Origin of the sequence: Adonisia turfae CCMR0081 (assembly GCF_011009555.1) — a bacterium.
In the GTDB taxonomy this organism is placed as follows: Bacteria; Cyanobacteriota; Cyanobacteriia; order Phormidesmidales; family Phormidesmidaceae; genus Leptothoe; species Leptothoe turfae.
Genome location: NZ_QXHD01000004.1, coordinates 3986149 through 4002011, shown reverse-complemented (window position 1 = coordinate 4002011; position 15863 = coordinate 3986149). Strand labels below are relative to the sequence as shown.

Annotated in this window: 14 protein-coding genes; 4 read left to right on the top strand and 10 right to left on the bottom strand. The window is 45.0% G+C overall.

Annotated elements, in window-relative coordinates; translation table 11 throughout:
* Positions 1 to 135: 135 nt before the first annotated feature.
* On the top strand, positions 136 to 948 hold the full coding sequence (locus tag DXZ20_RS21315; protein WP_163700511.1) for a peroxiredoxin-like family protein: 813 nt from the start codon (positions 136 to 138) through the stop codon (positions 946 to 948).
* A 6-nt stretch (positions 949 to 954) separates the two neighbouring features.
* Here the strand turns inward: DXZ20_RS21315 and DXZ20_RS21310 are convergent, their stop codons facing one another.
* Together DXZ20_RS21310 and DXZ20_RS21305 are read right to left on the bottom strand one after the other, a co-directional pair.
* Complete coding sequence (locus DXZ20_RS21310; protein WP_163671447.1) at positions 955 to 2013, bottom strand: aldo/keto reductase; 1059 nt, start codon at positions 2011 to 2013, stop codon at positions 955 to 957.
* Positions 2014 to 2648: 635 nt separating this feature from the next.
* Positions 2649 to 3695: an alpha/beta fold hydrolase gene (locus DXZ20_RS21305; protein WP_163700508.1), complete on the bottom strand. Its 1047-nt coding sequence runs from the start codon at positions 3693 to 3695 to the stop codon at positions 2649 to 2651.
* Between the two features lie 317 nt (positions 3696 to 4012).
* Between DXZ20_RS21305 and DXZ20_RS21300 the strand changes: the two genes are divergently transcribed.
* A complete protein-coding gene (locus tag DXZ20_RS21300) occupies positions 4013 to 5398 on the top strand; it encodes a hypothetical protein (RefSeq protein ID WP_163700504.1) in 1386 nt (461 codons plus the stop codon).
* On the opposite strand, the gene DXZ20_RS38545 is transcribed toward DXZ20_RS21300, so the two are convergent.
* The 8 genes from DXZ20_RS38545 to DXZ20_RS37670 all read right to left on the bottom strand — a co-directional run bounded on the left by DXZ20_RS38545 (position 5364) and on the right by DXZ20_RS37670 (position 12429).
* Complete coding sequence (locus DXZ20_RS38545; protein ID WP_163700501.1) at positions 5364 to 7301, bottom strand: sugar phosphate nucleotidyltransferase; 1938 nt, start codon at positions 7299 to 7301, stop codon at positions 5364 to 5366. The genes DXZ20_RS21300 and DXZ20_RS38545 overlap by 35 nt on opposite strands.
* A gap of 165 nt (positions 7302 to 7466) precedes the next feature.
* Positions 7467 to 7925 carry a hypothetical protein gene (locus DXZ20_RS21290; RefSeq protein ID WP_163700498.1) on the bottom strand — a complete coding sequence of 153 codons (459 nt, stop codon included), beginning with the start codon at positions 7923 to 7925 and terminating at the stop codon, positions 7467 to 7469.
* 126 nt (positions 7926 to 8051) lie between these two features.
* Positions 8052 to 8336, bottom strand: coding sequence for a type II toxin-antitoxin system PemK/MazF family toxin (locus DXZ20_RS21285; protein ID WP_163671453.1), 285 nt, complete (start codon positions 8334 to 8336; stop codon positions 8052 to 8054).
* Entirely contained in the window at positions 8333 to 8572 is a 240-nt protein-coding gene (locus DXZ20_RS21280; protein ID WP_250565865.1) for a hypothetical protein, read from the bottom strand. The genes DXZ20_RS21285 and DXZ20_RS21280 overlap by 4 nt, the downstream gene beginning before the upstream one ends.
* 270 nt (positions 8573 to 8842) lie before the next feature.
* Positions 8843 to 9490 (bottom strand): GNAT family N-acetyltransferase, encoded by a 648-nt coding sequence (locus DXZ20_RS21275; RefSeq protein WP_348918285.1) that lies wholly within the window; start codon positions 9488 to 9490, stop codon positions 8843 to 8845.
* A gap of 198 nt (positions 9491 to 9688) precedes the next feature.
* Positions 9689 to 10609 (bottom strand): alpha/beta fold hydrolase, encoded by a 921-nt coding sequence (locus tag DXZ20_RS21270; protein ID WP_163700495.1) that lies wholly within the window; start codon positions 10607 to 10609, stop codon positions 9689 to 9691.
* 1193 nt (positions 10610 to 11802) lie between these two features.
* On the bottom strand, positions 11803 to 12114 hold the full coding sequence (locus tag DXZ20_RS21265) for a winged helix-turn-helix transcriptional regulator (protein WP_348918770.1): 312 nt from the start codon (positions 12112 to 12114) through the stop codon (positions 11803 to 11805).
* A gap of 9 nt (positions 12115 to 12123) precedes the next feature.
* Positions 12124 to 12429, bottom strand: a complete 306-nt coding sequence (locus tag DXZ20_RS37670) for a hypothetical protein (protein WP_163671459.1) — start codon at positions 12427 to 12429, stop codon at positions 12124 to 12126.
* Positions 12430 to 12656: 227 nt separating this feature from the next.
* Between DXZ20_RS37670 and DXZ20_RS21260 the strand changes: the two genes are divergently transcribed.
* Positions 12657 to 13790: a DNA alkylation repair protein gene (locus tag DXZ20_RS21260; RefSeq protein ID WP_163700492.1), complete on the top strand. Its 1134-nt coding sequence runs from the start codon at positions 12657 to 12659 to the stop codon at positions 13788 to 13790.
* A gap of 361 nt (positions 13791 to 14151) precedes the next feature.
* Positions 14152 to 15828, top strand: a complete 1677-nt coding sequence (locus DXZ20_RS21255; RefSeq protein WP_163700489.1) for a di-heme-cytochrome C peroxidase — start codon at positions 14152 to 14154, stop codon at positions 15826 to 15828.
* Positions 15829 to 15863: the final 35 nt, after the last annotated feature.

Sequence of the window (15863 nt, the reverse complement as noted above, 5' to 3'; positions counted from 1 at the left end):
TGAGGTTGATCGATTCATACTCTAAGTCATCAACGGCAAACTGCGCTTATTCAGTTTCCGAATCTATAAGCCAGGTACTGAGTTCCTTTTCAATGGGTTGCGTTACCGATCAGCGATGTTGGAGCAATTATTACAATGGCTGTAGATACATTTACAAACAATAAAACCCCAGCAGCTGTTTATGAGGTTTTACATCAGACTCGACGACAACGGGTCAGTGATGGTGCAGACACTGCATTGTTAATAAATGCTACCAAGCAGTTGGTGTTGGTATGGCCCCAGCTAGGCGACTTTGATAGTTTGGAGTATGCCTGGTGGCTGCGGCGCGGCGCTGAGCAGCTGATCCAAAAAGGAGTGGTGGTCCGGGCGGTGGGCATTGGCGATCTCAACTCAGGCAAGGCATTCTGTGCCTACACTGGTTTCCCCGAAGAGTCTCTACTGCTAGACCCAGACGGTACGCTTCACCAAGAGTTAGGCCTTTACCCAGGGCTAACATTATCGGTTCCCGGCTTTAATCAGCGCCAGAATGCTTGGCTGAACCTATTGCTGATGTGCGCTGGGATTGGCAGCCCTGGCACCTTATCGGAAGTATTTCGTGGCTATCTGGGCGATCGCAACGCCCCCCAGCTGATTGCAGACGATGACGTGGTGCAAGCAACACCCCTGCCACCCATCAAAGGAGAGTTTTTCAAACGGGCTGGCGGTAAAGGGTTTCAGCGGCCTTTTGAGTTGGCTACCCTGCGGTTACGAAATATGGCAGAGGTGCTGGGTAAATGGACTACCTATGTGCCGGATGTGAGCCACATTACCCAGCGGGGAGCAACCTACGTAATTGCTGATGGTGGGGTAATTTATCAACATTGCGATCGCAATATCCTCGGCTTTGCCACCAACATGGGCAACCCGCTTTCGTTTCTAGAGGACGTAAATTTTCCGACACCAGTGTAGGTCCCTCTAATCCGTTTGGCCAGAAATTTGATCGATGTGGCCAAACACATGGTTGAGCATTTCTTTGCTGGCCTGGGATAACGGCCCCCGTAACAACGAGCGAATGTTCTCTTCTAAATGTTGGCCATCGCCGGTGCCAAACAGCACAGAATGAACGCCCGGTTCATGGCGACAGAAGCGATACGAGGCATCAGCAAGACTTTCAGCTTCTCCACTTTTCATCAGAAATCCAAGGGGCTCATTGAGATCTATCTTATGGGGGTCAATGAGAGACTTTTCGATCATCTCATCGATTAACGGCTTTAAGGTTGCTGGGCTGGCGAGGACGCGCCGAACTGCAAATATGCTTAGAATGCCGATATTTTTTGCTAATGCTTTCCGTAAAACTCGTTCACGGGCAGATTGATTCAGGATATTAAACCCAAGCATAAAAACATCCCAGCAGTCATCTTCAACCGCACGACTCAGCATTTTATGCTCAGGATCCGAAGCAAACCCCTCCGTGATGCCAATAAATCTTACTTTTCCAGCGTCTTTAAATTTCAATAGGGCTGGTAAAAATTCAGCCTTCACATAGTCATAGTCACTAGGGCGAACCCCATGCAGATGATAGATATCGATGTAATCTGTATTTAACTTTTTAAGACTATTGTTTAACCCCGCTTCAAGTTCATTGGCACGAATTAAGGTTCTTGGCCTAAAACGACCACCGACAGAAATCTTTTTCTGGGTCGATAACACTAAATTAGAGCGCCCTCGATAGGCAATGGCCTCACCTATAATGTGCTCTGTTCCATAGGATTCTGCTGTATCCAATAAGTTAATACCCCAATCTAAAGCCCTATGAACTATGGCAATAGATTCATCCACAGGGCGATTATAGCCTTGACCTAAGCGGCTGTATCCTCCGCCACCTAAACCGGCCACACTCACCTTTAAGTTGGTATTGCCCAGAATGGTATATGCCATGGGCATATCCGGTGACTCACGGGAGATTTCTAAAGGGTCAGGCTTATATCGCTTATCTGCAATTTTAGTCTTAACTTTATCGAGTAGTGCCTGCATAATTAAACAATAATAGATATTTAAAACTACAGGTTTTGGTCACCTCTAAAGAGAATTTTCCGAAAAATCAGTAGAGAATTTAAATAAACAAAATAAAGAACTTACAGAAAGCGTGATTGATAGTGCCCCGTATCGAAGGACATCCCCAAGGGAGTACGTCCCCAAGGGAGTACGTCCCCAAGGGAGTACGTCCCCAAAGGAGTACGTCTACAAGATGGTCCGTTGTTCATCGGGTTTGATGAATTCAGATTTGGTATCCTATGGCCCATAAAATCTGGAAAATCCCAAATTCAATTCAAAGAATTTTTATTCGTTTGCGTATCTGATTTGATTTAGATTAAGTTCAAGAAAAATATCCTGTTGTCGTTTGGTATAGCCTGCGACTATGGTGAGAGTATAAAATGTTTTGTATACATGCCTTTTATACCCGCTAGCTTGAGTATCAGCACATGCTGATGAGCTCCCGTAAAAGGTAAGGTAGAACATGGCTAACCTCAGGCCTTGTCCTTGCTTCTAGAGCCTTGATCATAGTTTGATAGGTGATTGCATGGTGCAATATACATAAAGGTTTTGCGATATTCCAGGCCGCTGATAAACGTTCAGGTGATTCATATTGTTGCCATTGTTTTAGATATTCATGTCGTAGACGCGTCATGCTTCGCTGTTGCCATAGCCTTGTCATGAGATTTACCTTCACGCTGAGCCATAACAACATCTTTGATGGCCTCTACGATAGCCTCCGGAGCCTCATAGGGCATATTGTGAGATGATTCTAATATCGTGCGATGCTCTGAGTTAGTGGATAAGGCTGCAATTTCTGTTTGCAGGACGGGCCATATTTCAGACCACGTGCTCTGAAGTTTAGCCATGTTATCCGCATCCAATTGATAGGGTAACTCATCTGGAAAATGGCCTGCTGTAAGCACAACCATTGGCATATCTCCAAATGGACCAGTGGATTGTGCCTGAGCAAAAATGCTATCCATGGCTGCAATCTCATCAGCAATGCCTGTCATGCTCTCTGGTAGGTAATCATGAATTGCCTTACCAGCTTCTTTGGGGAGCGCGCTGGGAGCAGGAGGAGACTGTAGACGTAAGATGCCCAGTGTCGAAATAGTTCTGAGCAGCAGTGTTGGAGGATAGGCCATTATTTCCATGAGATCTTCAGGAAACCGTTGATTTTGTTCTGGGTGAGATGAGTCAACAAAAATAAGACCCTCAACTTCATCACTGAAATGGTCGGTAAAGACTCTGATTAGCAGCCCCCCCAGGGAGTGGCCCACCATCACATAGGGGGGAGATTCATGGGCGGCCATCAATAAGTTATGCAGGTCTTCCGCAATATGGTCTGCGTCTCTTGGCTGTTCTCGACGCTCACTCCACATAATTCCAGACTGGTCGTATGCGCACACACGACTCACCTGGCTAATGGCCGGTCGCACGGCTTCCCAAACTAGTGATCCACCTTCGTTAATGCCAGATTCTAAAACGATGGTGGGGCTGCCTTCACCTGTACAATAAAGGTGGGATAGTTTTCCGTTGACTGCCACAAGTTCCCCAGGGGGAGAAAACGCTTGAGCGACCGCATGGCGCGACCATTGTTCATAAACAAACCCTGTTATTAGGGTCAGAAAAAGTATTGCAGCGACAACAAGGGTGAGACGTCTTAGCCATTTGATCATAGAAATATTTTGAGCTGAGTTGCCTTGTCTACTTATCTTTTATTCCATCGCTTGGAACAACTATCCTATCTTACAAGTTAGAAAACGTGATGGTGTGGTCTAAGTTTTTAGTATGCAGATGATACCTCAGGGACATTGTCAGGTTTTCTGCCATCGGCTACTAGTGGGTGGTCAGTGCTTTAGTTAGCTGAGTATTGCTTGTTCAGGTTATTGAATGGTCAACGTTGAGTCGGCAACTCTAACAAAATATACCGATTTGCATTCTTTAAATCTTGGTGTGCTAGCAATGGATGTATGGTACGTTCCTTATTAGCAATATGTTGCTCAGCATCAATGGCATCCCGACCATCCCTGATCTTACCCACCCCCAAGAGTTACAGGCGTTTGGTCAACAACTGTTGCTGGTGGGACGGTGGCTGCTCTGGATATTAGCCAGTTTTGGTATCGTACTGGCGGCTTTAAGATTTGCACACCGGAGCGATCGCACTGGCTGGCTCACTCCAGTCATGTTCGGCTATGATCGCTTGCTGACGGTGACCCTGCATAGCTTACTTGTGGTGACCATACTCGTCGGGGGCTATTTTCTCTGCGCCACCCTAGCTAATCGGTATCATCATTGGGAACAAGCCAAAATTGAACAGGTTGCCAGTAGTGTCGCTGGGGCCAGGGTAGAACAACGCGCTCCCTACGTGCGCTATATCATTGAAGAACCTTACACCACCATCACTTACATTGATGGGCAACCCACCGAAGTTGAAAGGCTACAAGAGATCGATCGCTTTTTATCGCCCAGTGCCTCTAATGTTGAGGTCACTCTGACTCAGGTTGTAGACCCCGCCACCGAGCGTTTGATTTATCAATCTGATTTTACCAGCCAGTATCAGGTGACCAATACCCTGGATGTTACCCAAGACTTCTTCTTTGAAATACCCCCACCAGACGGATATAGCCTATTACAAGATTACCGGATAGAACGGGAAGGCCAGCGTTTAGAACCTGTGAGCCAGGGAGAGTATCAGTTTCCGTTGCAGCTGGCCCCAGGAGAGTCCACCCAGTATACGGTTTCTTATCAGGCCCAGGGGGCACCCCGTTGGGTCTATAGCGCCTACGGGCGACTACTTTCTCAGTTTAGGTTAACGGTACTAGCTGATTTTCCCAATGCTGACTTTGCCAGCGGCATTGTACCAACAGAGGCGAGCTTAGAAGGCCAGGGTACGAGATTTACCTGGCAGTTTGATGAGAATGTTTCGGTGCGTAATCCGTTTGGGGTATTTACGGCAACGCAGCGCATTCGCCAGACGGGGATATTACCGCGATTGTTATTGTTGGCTCCCGGTCTCTTTTTGTGGTGGTTGCTGCTGCTTTATTTGACGGTGCCGATGCGGTTGCAGGATGTTGCGATCGCAGCCGCCATCTTCTTTGCCTGTTTATTAAGCCTCACCTATGCCAGCCGCCTGTTTGATGCCCGCGTAGCCTGGGGGCTGTTATTGCCCTTCTTCTTGCTCTTCAGCATTGGGCTGGGAACCCAGCAAAGAAAGCGCTGGGGCGTGCTTACCATTACGCTGAGTGGTGCCGTTTTACCTGTTGCGGCTATGTTAGTACCCTATACAGGGTTAACCCTGGGCATCGCTGGTTTAATCTCAGTCGGATGGCTCATCGTTAGATATTTTAGGGAGTCTGAGACATCGCGTAATCGTACATAGTCTGCCGATAAAACTGAGGCATGCCCACGTCAAAATATTGCCCCTTAACTAGATAACCCACCATGCCAGATTCCGCCCGCAATCGCTCCAGGCAAGTGGTTAGCTGAAATTCTCCTTTAGACCGCAGGTTATTCTCTATTTCTGTTTGTAGAGCATCAAAAATTTCTGGCTTGAGCACATACATGCCAAAAACCCCTAAAAAGTCTGACTCTGGCATGCCGGGCACATGGAGATGGGTCTTAGCATAGTCCAGGTCAGGTTTTTCGTAGAGTTGGGTAATGTCTAGAATAGTATCTGGCTCTCGCCAGGTGCCGGTGACACAGCCTGCTTTGTGGATAATGTCTCCAGACATCACTGTTACCCCAACAACGCTGCTATTGGTTTGGGTAAAGGCTGCTAACACCTGTTGTGCGCAGGAGCGTTGCTCTTGGGTTTGATAGATGTGATCTCCCAGCAACAGCAGAAAAGGGTCATGATTAACCCAGGTTTTGGCACAGTACACCGCATGGCCAAAGCCCTCTTGCTGGTCTTGAATGAGAAACGTAATGCGGTCACCCAGGCTTTGGAGATATTGGCTATATTTTTGATTTTCTGGAGAAAGTTTGGCCAATAGTTCTGGCTTGGGTGGATTTTGGAAAAATGCTTGGAAAATTTCCAGATCCCCTTTTTGGACAACGATACCAATTTCTTCAATGCCTGCTGCAACAGCCTCTTCTACAATTTTGAGGATAATTGGTTTTGCTCGGCCATCGTGATCAATAATCGGCAACAGTTCCTTTTTGACAACTTTGGTGGCAGGAAACATTCTTGTGCCAAAACCAGCTGCTGGAATAACGGTTTTCTTTATGGTTGACTGGGAAGAAATGGTGGAACTTAGGGCTTGCATTTCTGGAAAATCTCGTTGGATAATTGCGATCGCACCCAGTTGACTCTCTTGGTCTTTGGCCACTAACTGAGCTGTACCATCGCCTTGAGAGCCAACCCCCTTACCGCCATAGATAAAGGGTTGCAAGGCTGGATGGGTGAGTAAACAATGGAGCTTGGGAGCCGTTAACTGGTCGGGGCAAGCTGGTGTCACATGGCGATCAAAGTCAGCTTGAACCTGGGTCATTAAAGTGCCTAGACGTTTTGCATCTCCTTGCCTGATAGCGCTAGCCGCTTGCTGAACAAATTTAGCATTGATAGTCCCTAGATATTGCTGAACCTGTTGGTGAATTTGATTTTTAGGATATGGATAACAATTATTTAAATCGCTCAGGATTTTTTGGGTATTTTTAGAGCCGCCCAAATCAACCATCACTAAAAATAATGTCTTTTGTATAGGCAGTGCCTCCAGGTTTACCCGCTTGCCATCAAAGGTCATCAAGATCGGTTTATTGCCAAAGGCACAAACCTGATCCATACGGCCACATAGGCTTGGTGTGGTTCTTTCGCCCAGGTAGGCCAGTTCCATTTCGTCTTGAATGGTTAGCTGTAGGTTGTACAGCTGATTAAATGCTCGCGCAATCAGCACACAGATGGTAGCACTGGATGACAATCCTTTTTGGATGGGCAAATCGGTCCGATAGTTATTGACTGCCAAGCCCTGGACCCCGTAGCGGCTCAAAATTTGATAAGCGGTACCAGCAATGTAGCTGGCGAATCCTCCTTGTTTGGCTTCTTCTAAAAGTACATCAGGCTGCATGGGTAATTGAATCGGTGCGCATTGACTGCCATCGTTGAGAGTGGCTTGGAAAATTAAATCTTGAGGATGGTGTTTGATGCTGGCGTAAATGCCTTGATTGGTACCGACAACCAAGGCATAACCTTTTTCAATGTCAGGGTTAATTGTGCGATACGTTCCGGCCCAATCGCTATGTTCACCAAACAGACAAAGGCGACCCGGTACAAACAAAGAAGTCATAAGGGATTGTGAATTAGCTTAATTGACAATGCTCCGAGTTCCGTGGCTGTTTCCTTTATCCCTATACAGCCTATACCGACGGGCAAATTGGTTATAAAGTGCAGTATTGTGCCCATCATGCCAGGTAGACATCGAGACTCTATCCCTGTCATTTTATAGAGAGTGTTAATTACTTTCTCCTACTTCGAGAATCTGCCCGTTTATGTCATAGTAGCCTTCACCATCTGCTTGCAATAGCCCTTGATATTGCTCAAAAAGCCACTCCCAAAGAGGATCAATTTTCTCAAGGGTTGCTTCCAATCCCCTGCCTTGCCAGAGCACCTGTAGTATAACGGTGAAATGAGCATTCTGTAGCAAATGCTGGACTCTTTGGCGATCTCCAACCTCTTCGTTATCTATATCCTCAAGTAATTCTTCAAGCTCTTCATCCATTAGCTCTGAACCACGACGATTAATTGCTAATGCTCCATAGACATCTGTTCCTAATAAGAGTTCTGCATATTCTTGCGTAGGAGCCTGATTAGCAAGACGATAATTTGGGTCTTTACGCCTGAGGGCAGTTTCGATCATACCAAGGCTGATCTCTTTGTCTTCATTAACGATGTAGCGCATGTAATAGCCCATCGGTCGCTTCCTTAATAGCCAGAGTTTTTATGAAAGGAGATTTTTTATTTATCTATTTTGCACAGCTGATGCATCAACATGTCAACCTAATCTAAAGGTAGAGTTAACTAGATCGTCAATAACAGGCTAACCTTTAGATATTGCGCTGCTCGTACCCACCTTGACAGGGCCCCTTGGCAGTAATGGGAGCCCCGGTTGGGCTACACTCTGGCCTCTGTGACCTGGTGCGATCGCCTGGGATTGGCCAGACGTACTATTTGTTGTAAGAGGAATAGTAATTGTTGTCGTAGAAAACTTTGAAACCATGTCATTTTGGAAGATTATGACAGGGCGAATACCTGCTTGTTCAGAACCTTGAGTAGGATCGAGATTTGCCAGCCAGACTTCTCCACGATTCAACTGCTGGGTCATAATTGGTCTTCCTTAGCCAGCATGTCCGCGTAGTCGTCCATACCTGATTCTGCAAGCACACGGTCTTCCTCTGCAAACTCAGTTGCAAGGGGAGCTAAAAGGACCGGATCAAGGGTTATACGTTTCCGTTTTTCTTGAAATTGAAGAAAGGCAATAAACTCAGCAACTTGCTGAAGCTGCTCGTTAGTGAGCTTTTCAATATCCTGTTTGAGGGATTCACTAGTGGCTAGCAGCATAATATAGGCATCTATCGGTTTTCAGTTGCAAACCTATTATAAATAACCTTTACTAAGTACAACATTAGGAACTGTATGAATCGATTCGAACATCCTCACCAGCTACTAAGGCAGCAGGTAGTAATGCCGTTGCTGCATCTAGATATCTTCTGGTTAGGTTCCAAGAATCTTGAAGGCACATGCCTAGCAGCTCCCAAGTGACGCATAACCGCCCATTTAACCTGCGTTTTTCAGAGCGTAGCGGCGAAAAACGTCAGGTTGAAATGATTGTTAGCTGTTTTTTTTCAAGAAAGACCTAATCTGCATTTTAAATATCTCTTGACTGTATTGGATTTTCTTTTCTTTTTCCTTAAACTTTTTGTCAAACTCTATGACTTTCTTATGGTCAAAAACAAATACATCGCTTTGCTTTGCCTTCCATTCTTTATTTCCAAAGAATCCAGGCTGAAGCTCTAAAACTAGTAAACCTAAAGGATATTCTCCATCCATATTGCTGACCTGATAGTCAATACCATTTTTAAACCCATACTTACAGTAGTTATGAGGATCTCCATAAATAACAATTGCTGGAATATTCCTTTTTTCTACTAGCGATTTTGTCTTTTCAATTAATGCTGTACCTATGCCTTTCCTCTGATAGTCAGGATGAACACAGAAAGGGCCAAATGAAACGATTTGCACCTTCTCTAGGTCATTACTAAAAAGGTACGAATCTGTATACATGATTGAGGCTATTACATTTCCATCGATTTCTGCGACATAATCAAGTTCTTTAATAAAGTCTTTGTGATCACGCAGTATATGACACAAATAGTGCTCATCACATCCTGGCGTATATAAATTCCAGAACGCTTCTCGTGTCAGTTCTTCGACTTTGAAATAATCATCTTTAGTTTCTAAACGAATATTAATATTCACAGTATTCCTTTTTCAGAGTAAAGCTTGCAGCTAACGTTATGCGGCGGCTTCATACTATATCAACACTAAAATACTTTCCGATTCTCTATCTCCAAACTGCCTGATGGCGGCAAAGTTATCTCTCAAAATCTGAACAATCTTTGACGTTGGGTTGTTATCAAATCAAGTGCTTTTTGAAACCCTTGCTGTGCAGGGGGGCTACAATTTCTGATTAAGTCTAATGTCTTTAAACAAAGCCTCATACTCTGTTACCGGATGAAGATGGCCCCGTCCCTTGAAGACTCGCAGCACACTGCCCCTAATGGCCTGATGCTTATACTGAGCAAAGCAAAAGCTCGCAAAAAAGTCATCCGTTCCGTGCCAGATCTCCACCGGGTAGCTTATCTCCTCTAGGCGAAATCCCCAATCTCGATAACATCGGGTCGCATCCTCTGCAGGACCACGACTCCCTTGGGCAAAGCTCTCTTTGACTATGCTGCGGAAAAAGTGCGCATTATTGTCGGAACCAAGAATGAACGCTTTATCGTCGTCACTCATTGACGAGCGTAACAAGCTTGCGAAGCCTCGGTCGCTTAAATGTCGGGCAGCCAGTCCTATGAGCGCAAAGGGAATCTGAAACAAGAGTTTGAAGCTTAGCGCGATCCTCAAGAAGAAGCGATCCAGGGGTGCCAGTGAGCTTCGCAGGTCTTCGACTTGAGCCACAGGTGCCCAGCCCGCCACATCGTAGGCAAAAAGCAGCCGATTAGGGATTGCATAGGCACAGGCATTGATGTACGTGCCACCCCCAGACAAGCCGATGAGACCGAATCGTTCGTGCGACCTATAATCAGCAAAGTCGATGACGTCTTTCGGCCAGTCGAGCACATGATAGTTCATTGCGTGAGAGGAGCGACCGCAACCCGGTCTATCGAGGGCGAAAATCTCAAAACCGGATGCGAGTGCCCATGGGTGAATCGGCGCTGCCTCAAATCGGGATCCCGGACACCCGTGAAAGTAATAAATGGGCGTTCCGCCTTCTTTTCCATAGCGGGCGAAAGCTAATATTCGCCCATCAGCAAGCGTGTGGCATTGCGTGTTGATGGCCTGGAAATCGATGTAAGGGAGTTGACGATCAATCATACGCTTCTATGCATGAGAGGGATGATTTCGACGCATAACGTGGAGTTGTGCGGCTGGACAGCACTTTTCAATGTTAGCCCCTAGTTTTAAGCTCAGCCGCTTCAACGATTTGTTATGCAGCTCAACTTAGCTTTAGATCGGCCCTTGTGTATCTCCTTGATTTAGCCTCAGCATCAAGAACCGCGCGGAGAGCTTCGAAAAACTCGCTCTTGCAAGCTGGATCGGCACTGCCTCCGTCATCTAATAGACTCATCCCGCTGAGTTCGTCAGCTATTAGCCTCTCGGGCATATACTCCCATCTACGCAATAAATATTCATATGCTGCCAAATAGGCTTGCTCAACTGTGATTTTGTCTAAGTATTCAGTCATCTACATTAAATAATTATTGGCCTACAGCCTTTCTTGCTCCCGTGAGGTACGGCGATGAGCCTAGACTCACTACTACAAAAGGATTTCAGGTTCGGAGCCGCACCTCATCCGCCAGGGAAACGCTATATTATACGTCGTTCCTATTATGCTGCTCCCAGTCATTCCAATATTTCTTGCATGCTTGAGACAAAGTAGCAAACGAAATTGGAACACCGTTGTCCAACTCATAATAAGCATCCATGTAGCTTAGTCGTATTATGCCTTCAGTACAGCAAACTGAGATATAGCTGTGCTCATTTTTCGCGCTTAGGATTTCGAGATCACATTCGCCCAATGACTCAGGCTTAATAACAGTGTCGGAGCTTTTGAAAGGACTATATGATATGTCGCTACAATCGCGAAGGTGAATCAATAGAAACTTAGATCCGGTAGCTAATAATTCACAGAGATATTCTATTTCGACTTTTACAGAGATGTCTCCAGGACCAACATTACTGAAAGCAACAATGCTGCCATCGTGTAAAAGGTTCCAGATGTCAATATTGGCTTCCATTTGTGCTTAATAATCAGTACGCATAACAATTACTTAGAGGGAAACTTTCCACCTATCTATCCTACATGGCGGATTAGGTAGAAATATTTCTGCCTAAGATCCCTATATAGATGATTAGGTGAAAATATGTCAGTCTAATCTGCCGATATGGGTGATTAGGCTGAAAGTTTCAGTATAAACATCCGCCCTAGATGGAAATTGAGCTGTTTAAGATTTATTTATGATCCAGGCCTGCTATCTAAGTGCCATATCACTGTCTGCGGCTGATTGCTATATTTTACGATTCATAAAACTTGACAGTGCTGTCCATGTTTCTGACATGAAATGATTGGCCCAACGACACATCTCTTGTAGCAAAGGTAGTAGTCCTAATCCTTTTTCTGTCAGCTCATACTCAAACCGCTTTGGCCGTAGCTGATAGGGGATTTTGTTCACCAGACCAGTCTCTTCCATCAGCACCAGCCTATCCGTGAGTACATTGGTTGTGATCCGCTCTGGGGAGTCCAGAAACTCTGAAAAACGATTTTTGCCATTCAACAGATCGCGGAGAATAATCAGCGTCCAATGTGTAGAGAGAGAAATATGCTTGATTTAAGGGTGATTTCTCGATAAATGTGTCACCCATCTGACGATTAAGACAGATAATGCGGCTAGAATCATACTCACTATCGTTACCTGTCTGGCGATAGGGACTACACCTATGCAGCCCCAACCCGAACAGCCAAAAACGATGTCAGCAAACTGAGCATAAAATGCAGCGGAAAATACCCCCAGAACGATGGCATTTAGCCCAGCACATAGCAACCGAATATAAATGGATTTGCGGCGGATAAACCATCCGACAATAACGCCTATGATTAAGGAAAATATCCAAGGGACAGCTACAAGGAAGGTCATGCTACCTATTCAATACTGGCTATTTTCAATGGTATGGTCTGAGAGTTCTGATCATGAATAATTTATGCAAAATTAGGTATGCCATTGTAGGGGCGCATGGCCATGCGCCCAATGCAGGACATCGGTAATTTGTCTGTATCTCGAAGGGTACACATCGGTGTGTCCCTACAAAAACAACTGATATCTTGAAAACCGTCTTCCTTGATGTGCCAGGAGAAATTGTATTCGTGAAAGCAAAATCTTCCTTTTCCCTAAAAGACCAGCTCTTTAACTCAGATAAGGTTGAATATTTAGCGACTTTGATGGTTCAGGCATTTCCTGATTTTGCTCAAGAAAAATTTCATCAGGATGTTGTTAAAGCCTTTCCTAAGCTGGAACTAAAGGAGCGTATTGCCCACATTTCAACCTGCTTGCATAGGTATTTGCCAGATGACTATGGGGAGTCGTTGGCAATTATCTTAAAGTCGCTGCCATCAGAGCTTGATCCTACTAAAACAGATGATGACTTTGGTGATTTTATTTTTGCGCCGTTCTCTCTGTATGTTGCCCTCCATGGCTGTAGCTCAGAGTATTTAGACGTATCCCTAAGTGGTCTGAAGGAGATTACGAAACGATTCTCGGCGGAATACGCTATCCGTTATTTTATTAATGCGTTTCCTGACGAAACGCTTGGTTTTTTATCGGATTGTGCGGATGACGACAATTATCATGTGCGCCGCTGGGCCAGTGAAGGTACAAGACCCAAGCTTCCTTGGGCGCAAAAGCTAACGATTGATTACCAAAAGCCTTTACCTATTTTGGAAAGCCTTTATGCAGATAAGACTCGCTATGTGACGCGTTCAGTGGCTAATCACCTGAATGATATTAGTAAGGTTGATCCAAACTTGGTGATTGATCTTCTGAAAAGCTGGATAAAAAGCAAACGACAAACAGAGAAAGAGATCTCTTTTATAACAAAACATGCTCTGCGGACATTGACTAAACAGGGGCATAAAGATGCCTTAAAGCTCATTGGATTTGGCAGTAAACCAGATATTACTATTACCAATTTTTCTACCAGCACTCCCCAAGTGAAGGTCGGTGATGCATTTGAATTTTCGTTCGATATTCGTGCTCATAAGTCCCAAAAGCTTTTGGTTGATTATTTGATGTACTTTGCCAATGATGGCAAAAAGAGGACCCAAAAAGTTTTTAAGATTAAGCAAGTTGACCTTAAGAAGGGTGAGGTCGTTGCCCTCAAAAAGAAACATCCTATGCGTTTGATGACGACAAGACGTTTAATGCTTGGCGAGCACCAAATTATTTTACAGGTTAATGGTCAAGCCTGTGGATCGCTGACATTTGAACTCATTGAGGCTTAAACGTTCATAAGTGCAAAAATCACGAGATTTACTGACCTTCAAACGATATGGGGGTGAGCTGTCATCCTAAGGCTCAGGTGATAGTGAACAAAGTCCTTCCCATCAAAAATCGTTGAAATTACGCAGGTGATGAATTTAAAAACCTCTTATAAGAGAGTTATTGCAAGTTGGGAGATGTTTATTCCGTAAAAATATAGTCGTATCACTTCCGATCGCACCACCCATTTTACCTTTGTGCAATGGACCTATCTAATCAATAGGCATAACTTTAGGCTGTCCAAATCATTATGAATAAATCAGTATGTTAAAGAAATTCTTCTAAATACTGACGGAGATGTTAACTAAAGTATTACATTGTCTTTTGGCTTTGATCCTTTTCCTATTCTCTTTCTATGGAGAGGCGTCAGCAAATATAAAACCCAAGGTTGCAGACTTAAACCAGGGTTGGTCACAGCAGGAAGTTCAATTTTTCAATCATGCTTCGGAGGGGACAAATCTTGCTCCCCTTGAATTCTTTCTCAATCTTCCTGATCCAAAAGCGCCGGATACAAAATTTATCGACAAACTCGGCCCAGGGTATGGTTTTATTCCGTCGAAGGAATCAGAGCTTAACCCATATGGATTGCCCATCGGGTTTGCCATCGATCAACGACCCGTACAGTTTGGTGATCGACCTTACGTAGGTATCACCTGTGCTGCCTGCCATGCTCGACAATTGACCTATCGTCCAAATGATGGTTCTAGGTCTAATTCACCATGGATACTGCCAGTTTATGGTGGGCCAGGGTTAGTGGATATTCCCCAGTTCTTAGAAGATTTGTATGGGGCTTTCTACACTCTGTTAGATGATGATGCTCAGATCAAAGCGTTTGCGACAGATGTTCTAGGAAACACTCCAACCCAGGTGGAACTAGACCAGCTAAAAGATGAAATTAGTGAATTTATTGGTCCCTATGGAGTTGCTACCGAGGTGATGGATCAGTTGCAAATTCCAGCGGCAGAGTTTGGCCCTGGCAATCTGAATGCCCTTACCCGAGGTTACTACAACAATGTTGGCATTATCGGCTGGATGGTTCGGAAAGGGATTATAAAATCTAGCGGTAAAACTCCCTTAAGGATTCAACTGGAAGGCAGTACCAATTATCCGCCCCTATGGTTTGCTCATCAAGACACATGGGCACAGTGGTTTGCTGAAATTCACCATCCGAGCGCCAGAAACTGGATTCAGTCTGTTTCCACATCGCCGATTCGTCCACCAAAGATGATCGAGGCGTTTAAAAAGAAAGTAATTCTAGAATCCATTGACTTCGATAATATTGAGAAAATACAAAACTCTCTTGAGAGACTACGCACTCCAAAGTGGCCTGAATCAGTTTTAGGGCAGTTCGATCAAACATTGATTGCGCAGGGTAAACCTCTATTCGAGCAGAACTGTGCCCAATGCCATACCAGAACCAGTGAACCGCCAAATCGGCTAGGCATACGGTTTAATCAGCGCTTAGCATTCGATGTAGGCACGGATCCTGTTGCCTACCAAATATTTAATGAGCATGGAAAAGAGCGTGCAGACGGTCTGCTGGATTTATCTAAAAAAATGTTGCGATTCCGTAAATTCAAACTCTGGAAAGAATTTGGTTACAGGATAGCGACAAACTATCAAAACCATGATTCGAAGGGTAGGCCTAATAAGTTTGCGATCGCAAAAGAACAGTACAGCAACTTAGACAATAATTCATCGGAAAAGAGCGGAGCCGTTTACTGGGCCTCTCCGTTGGCAGGCATCTTTGCCTCCTCTCCTTATTTTCACAATGGTTCAGTACCTACACTTTGGGATGTGCTGTCTGTACCTGAGCAACGCCCCACAACGTTTCAAACTGGAGGGAATGAGTTTGATCCAGATCATGTTGGGTTAAGGGCAGCAGGCTCCTTCCTCTACGACACCCGAGAGGAAGGCAAAAGTAATGGCGGGCACTTGTTTGGGACTGAACTTTCTCCCCATGACAAGACAGCATTGATTGAATATCTTAAATCCCTTTGATGCCCATACCGTCATCACAGAAAAACTATCCTCCA

What these genes read in the sequence shown, in the direction of transcription:
- DXZ20_RS37670 (WP_163671459.1), bottom strand. Translation starts at nt 12,429, where the DNA reads ATGACCTTCCTTGTAGCTGTCCCTTGGATATTTTCCTTAATCATAGGC.
- DXZ20_RS21280 (WP_250565865.1), bottom strand. Translation starts at nt 8,572, where the DNA reads ATGCTGCTAGCCACTAGTGAATCCCTCAAACAGGATATTGAAAAGCTC.
- DXZ20_RS21305 (WP_163700508.1), bottom strand. Translation starts at nt 3,695, where the DNA reads ATGATCAAATGGCTAAGACGTCTCACCCTTGTTGTCGCTGCAATACTT.
- DXZ20_RS21315 (WP_163700511.1), top strand. Translation starts at nt 136, where the DNA reads ATGGCTGTAGATACATTTACAAACAATAAAACCCCAGCAGCTGTTTAT.
- DXZ20_RS21310 (WP_163671447.1), bottom strand. Translation starts at nt 2,013, where the DNA reads ATGCAGGCACTACTCGATAAAGTTAAGACTAAAATTGCAGATAAGCGA.
- DXZ20_RS21270 (WP_163700495.1), bottom strand. Translation starts at nt 10,609, where the DNA reads ATGATTGATCGTCAACTCCCTTACATCGATTTCCAGGCCATCAACACG.
- DXZ20_RS21300 (WP_163700504.1), top strand. Translation starts at nt 4,013, where the DNA reads ATGTTGCTCAGCATCAATGGCATCCCGACCATCCCTGATCTTACCCAC.
- DXZ20_RS21285 (WP_163671453.1), bottom strand. Translation starts at nt 8,336, where the DNA reads ATGACCCAGCAGTTGAATCGTGGAGAAGTCTGGCTGGCAAATCTCGAT.
- DXZ20_RS21290 (WP_163700498.1), bottom strand. Translation starts at nt 7,925, where the DNA reads ATGGGCTATTACATGCGCTACATCGTTAATGAAGACAAAGAGATCAGC.
- DXZ20_RS38545 (WP_163700501.1), bottom strand. Translation starts at nt 7,301, where the DNA reads ATGACTTCTTTGTTTGTACCGGGTCGCCTTTGTCTGTTTGGTGAACAT.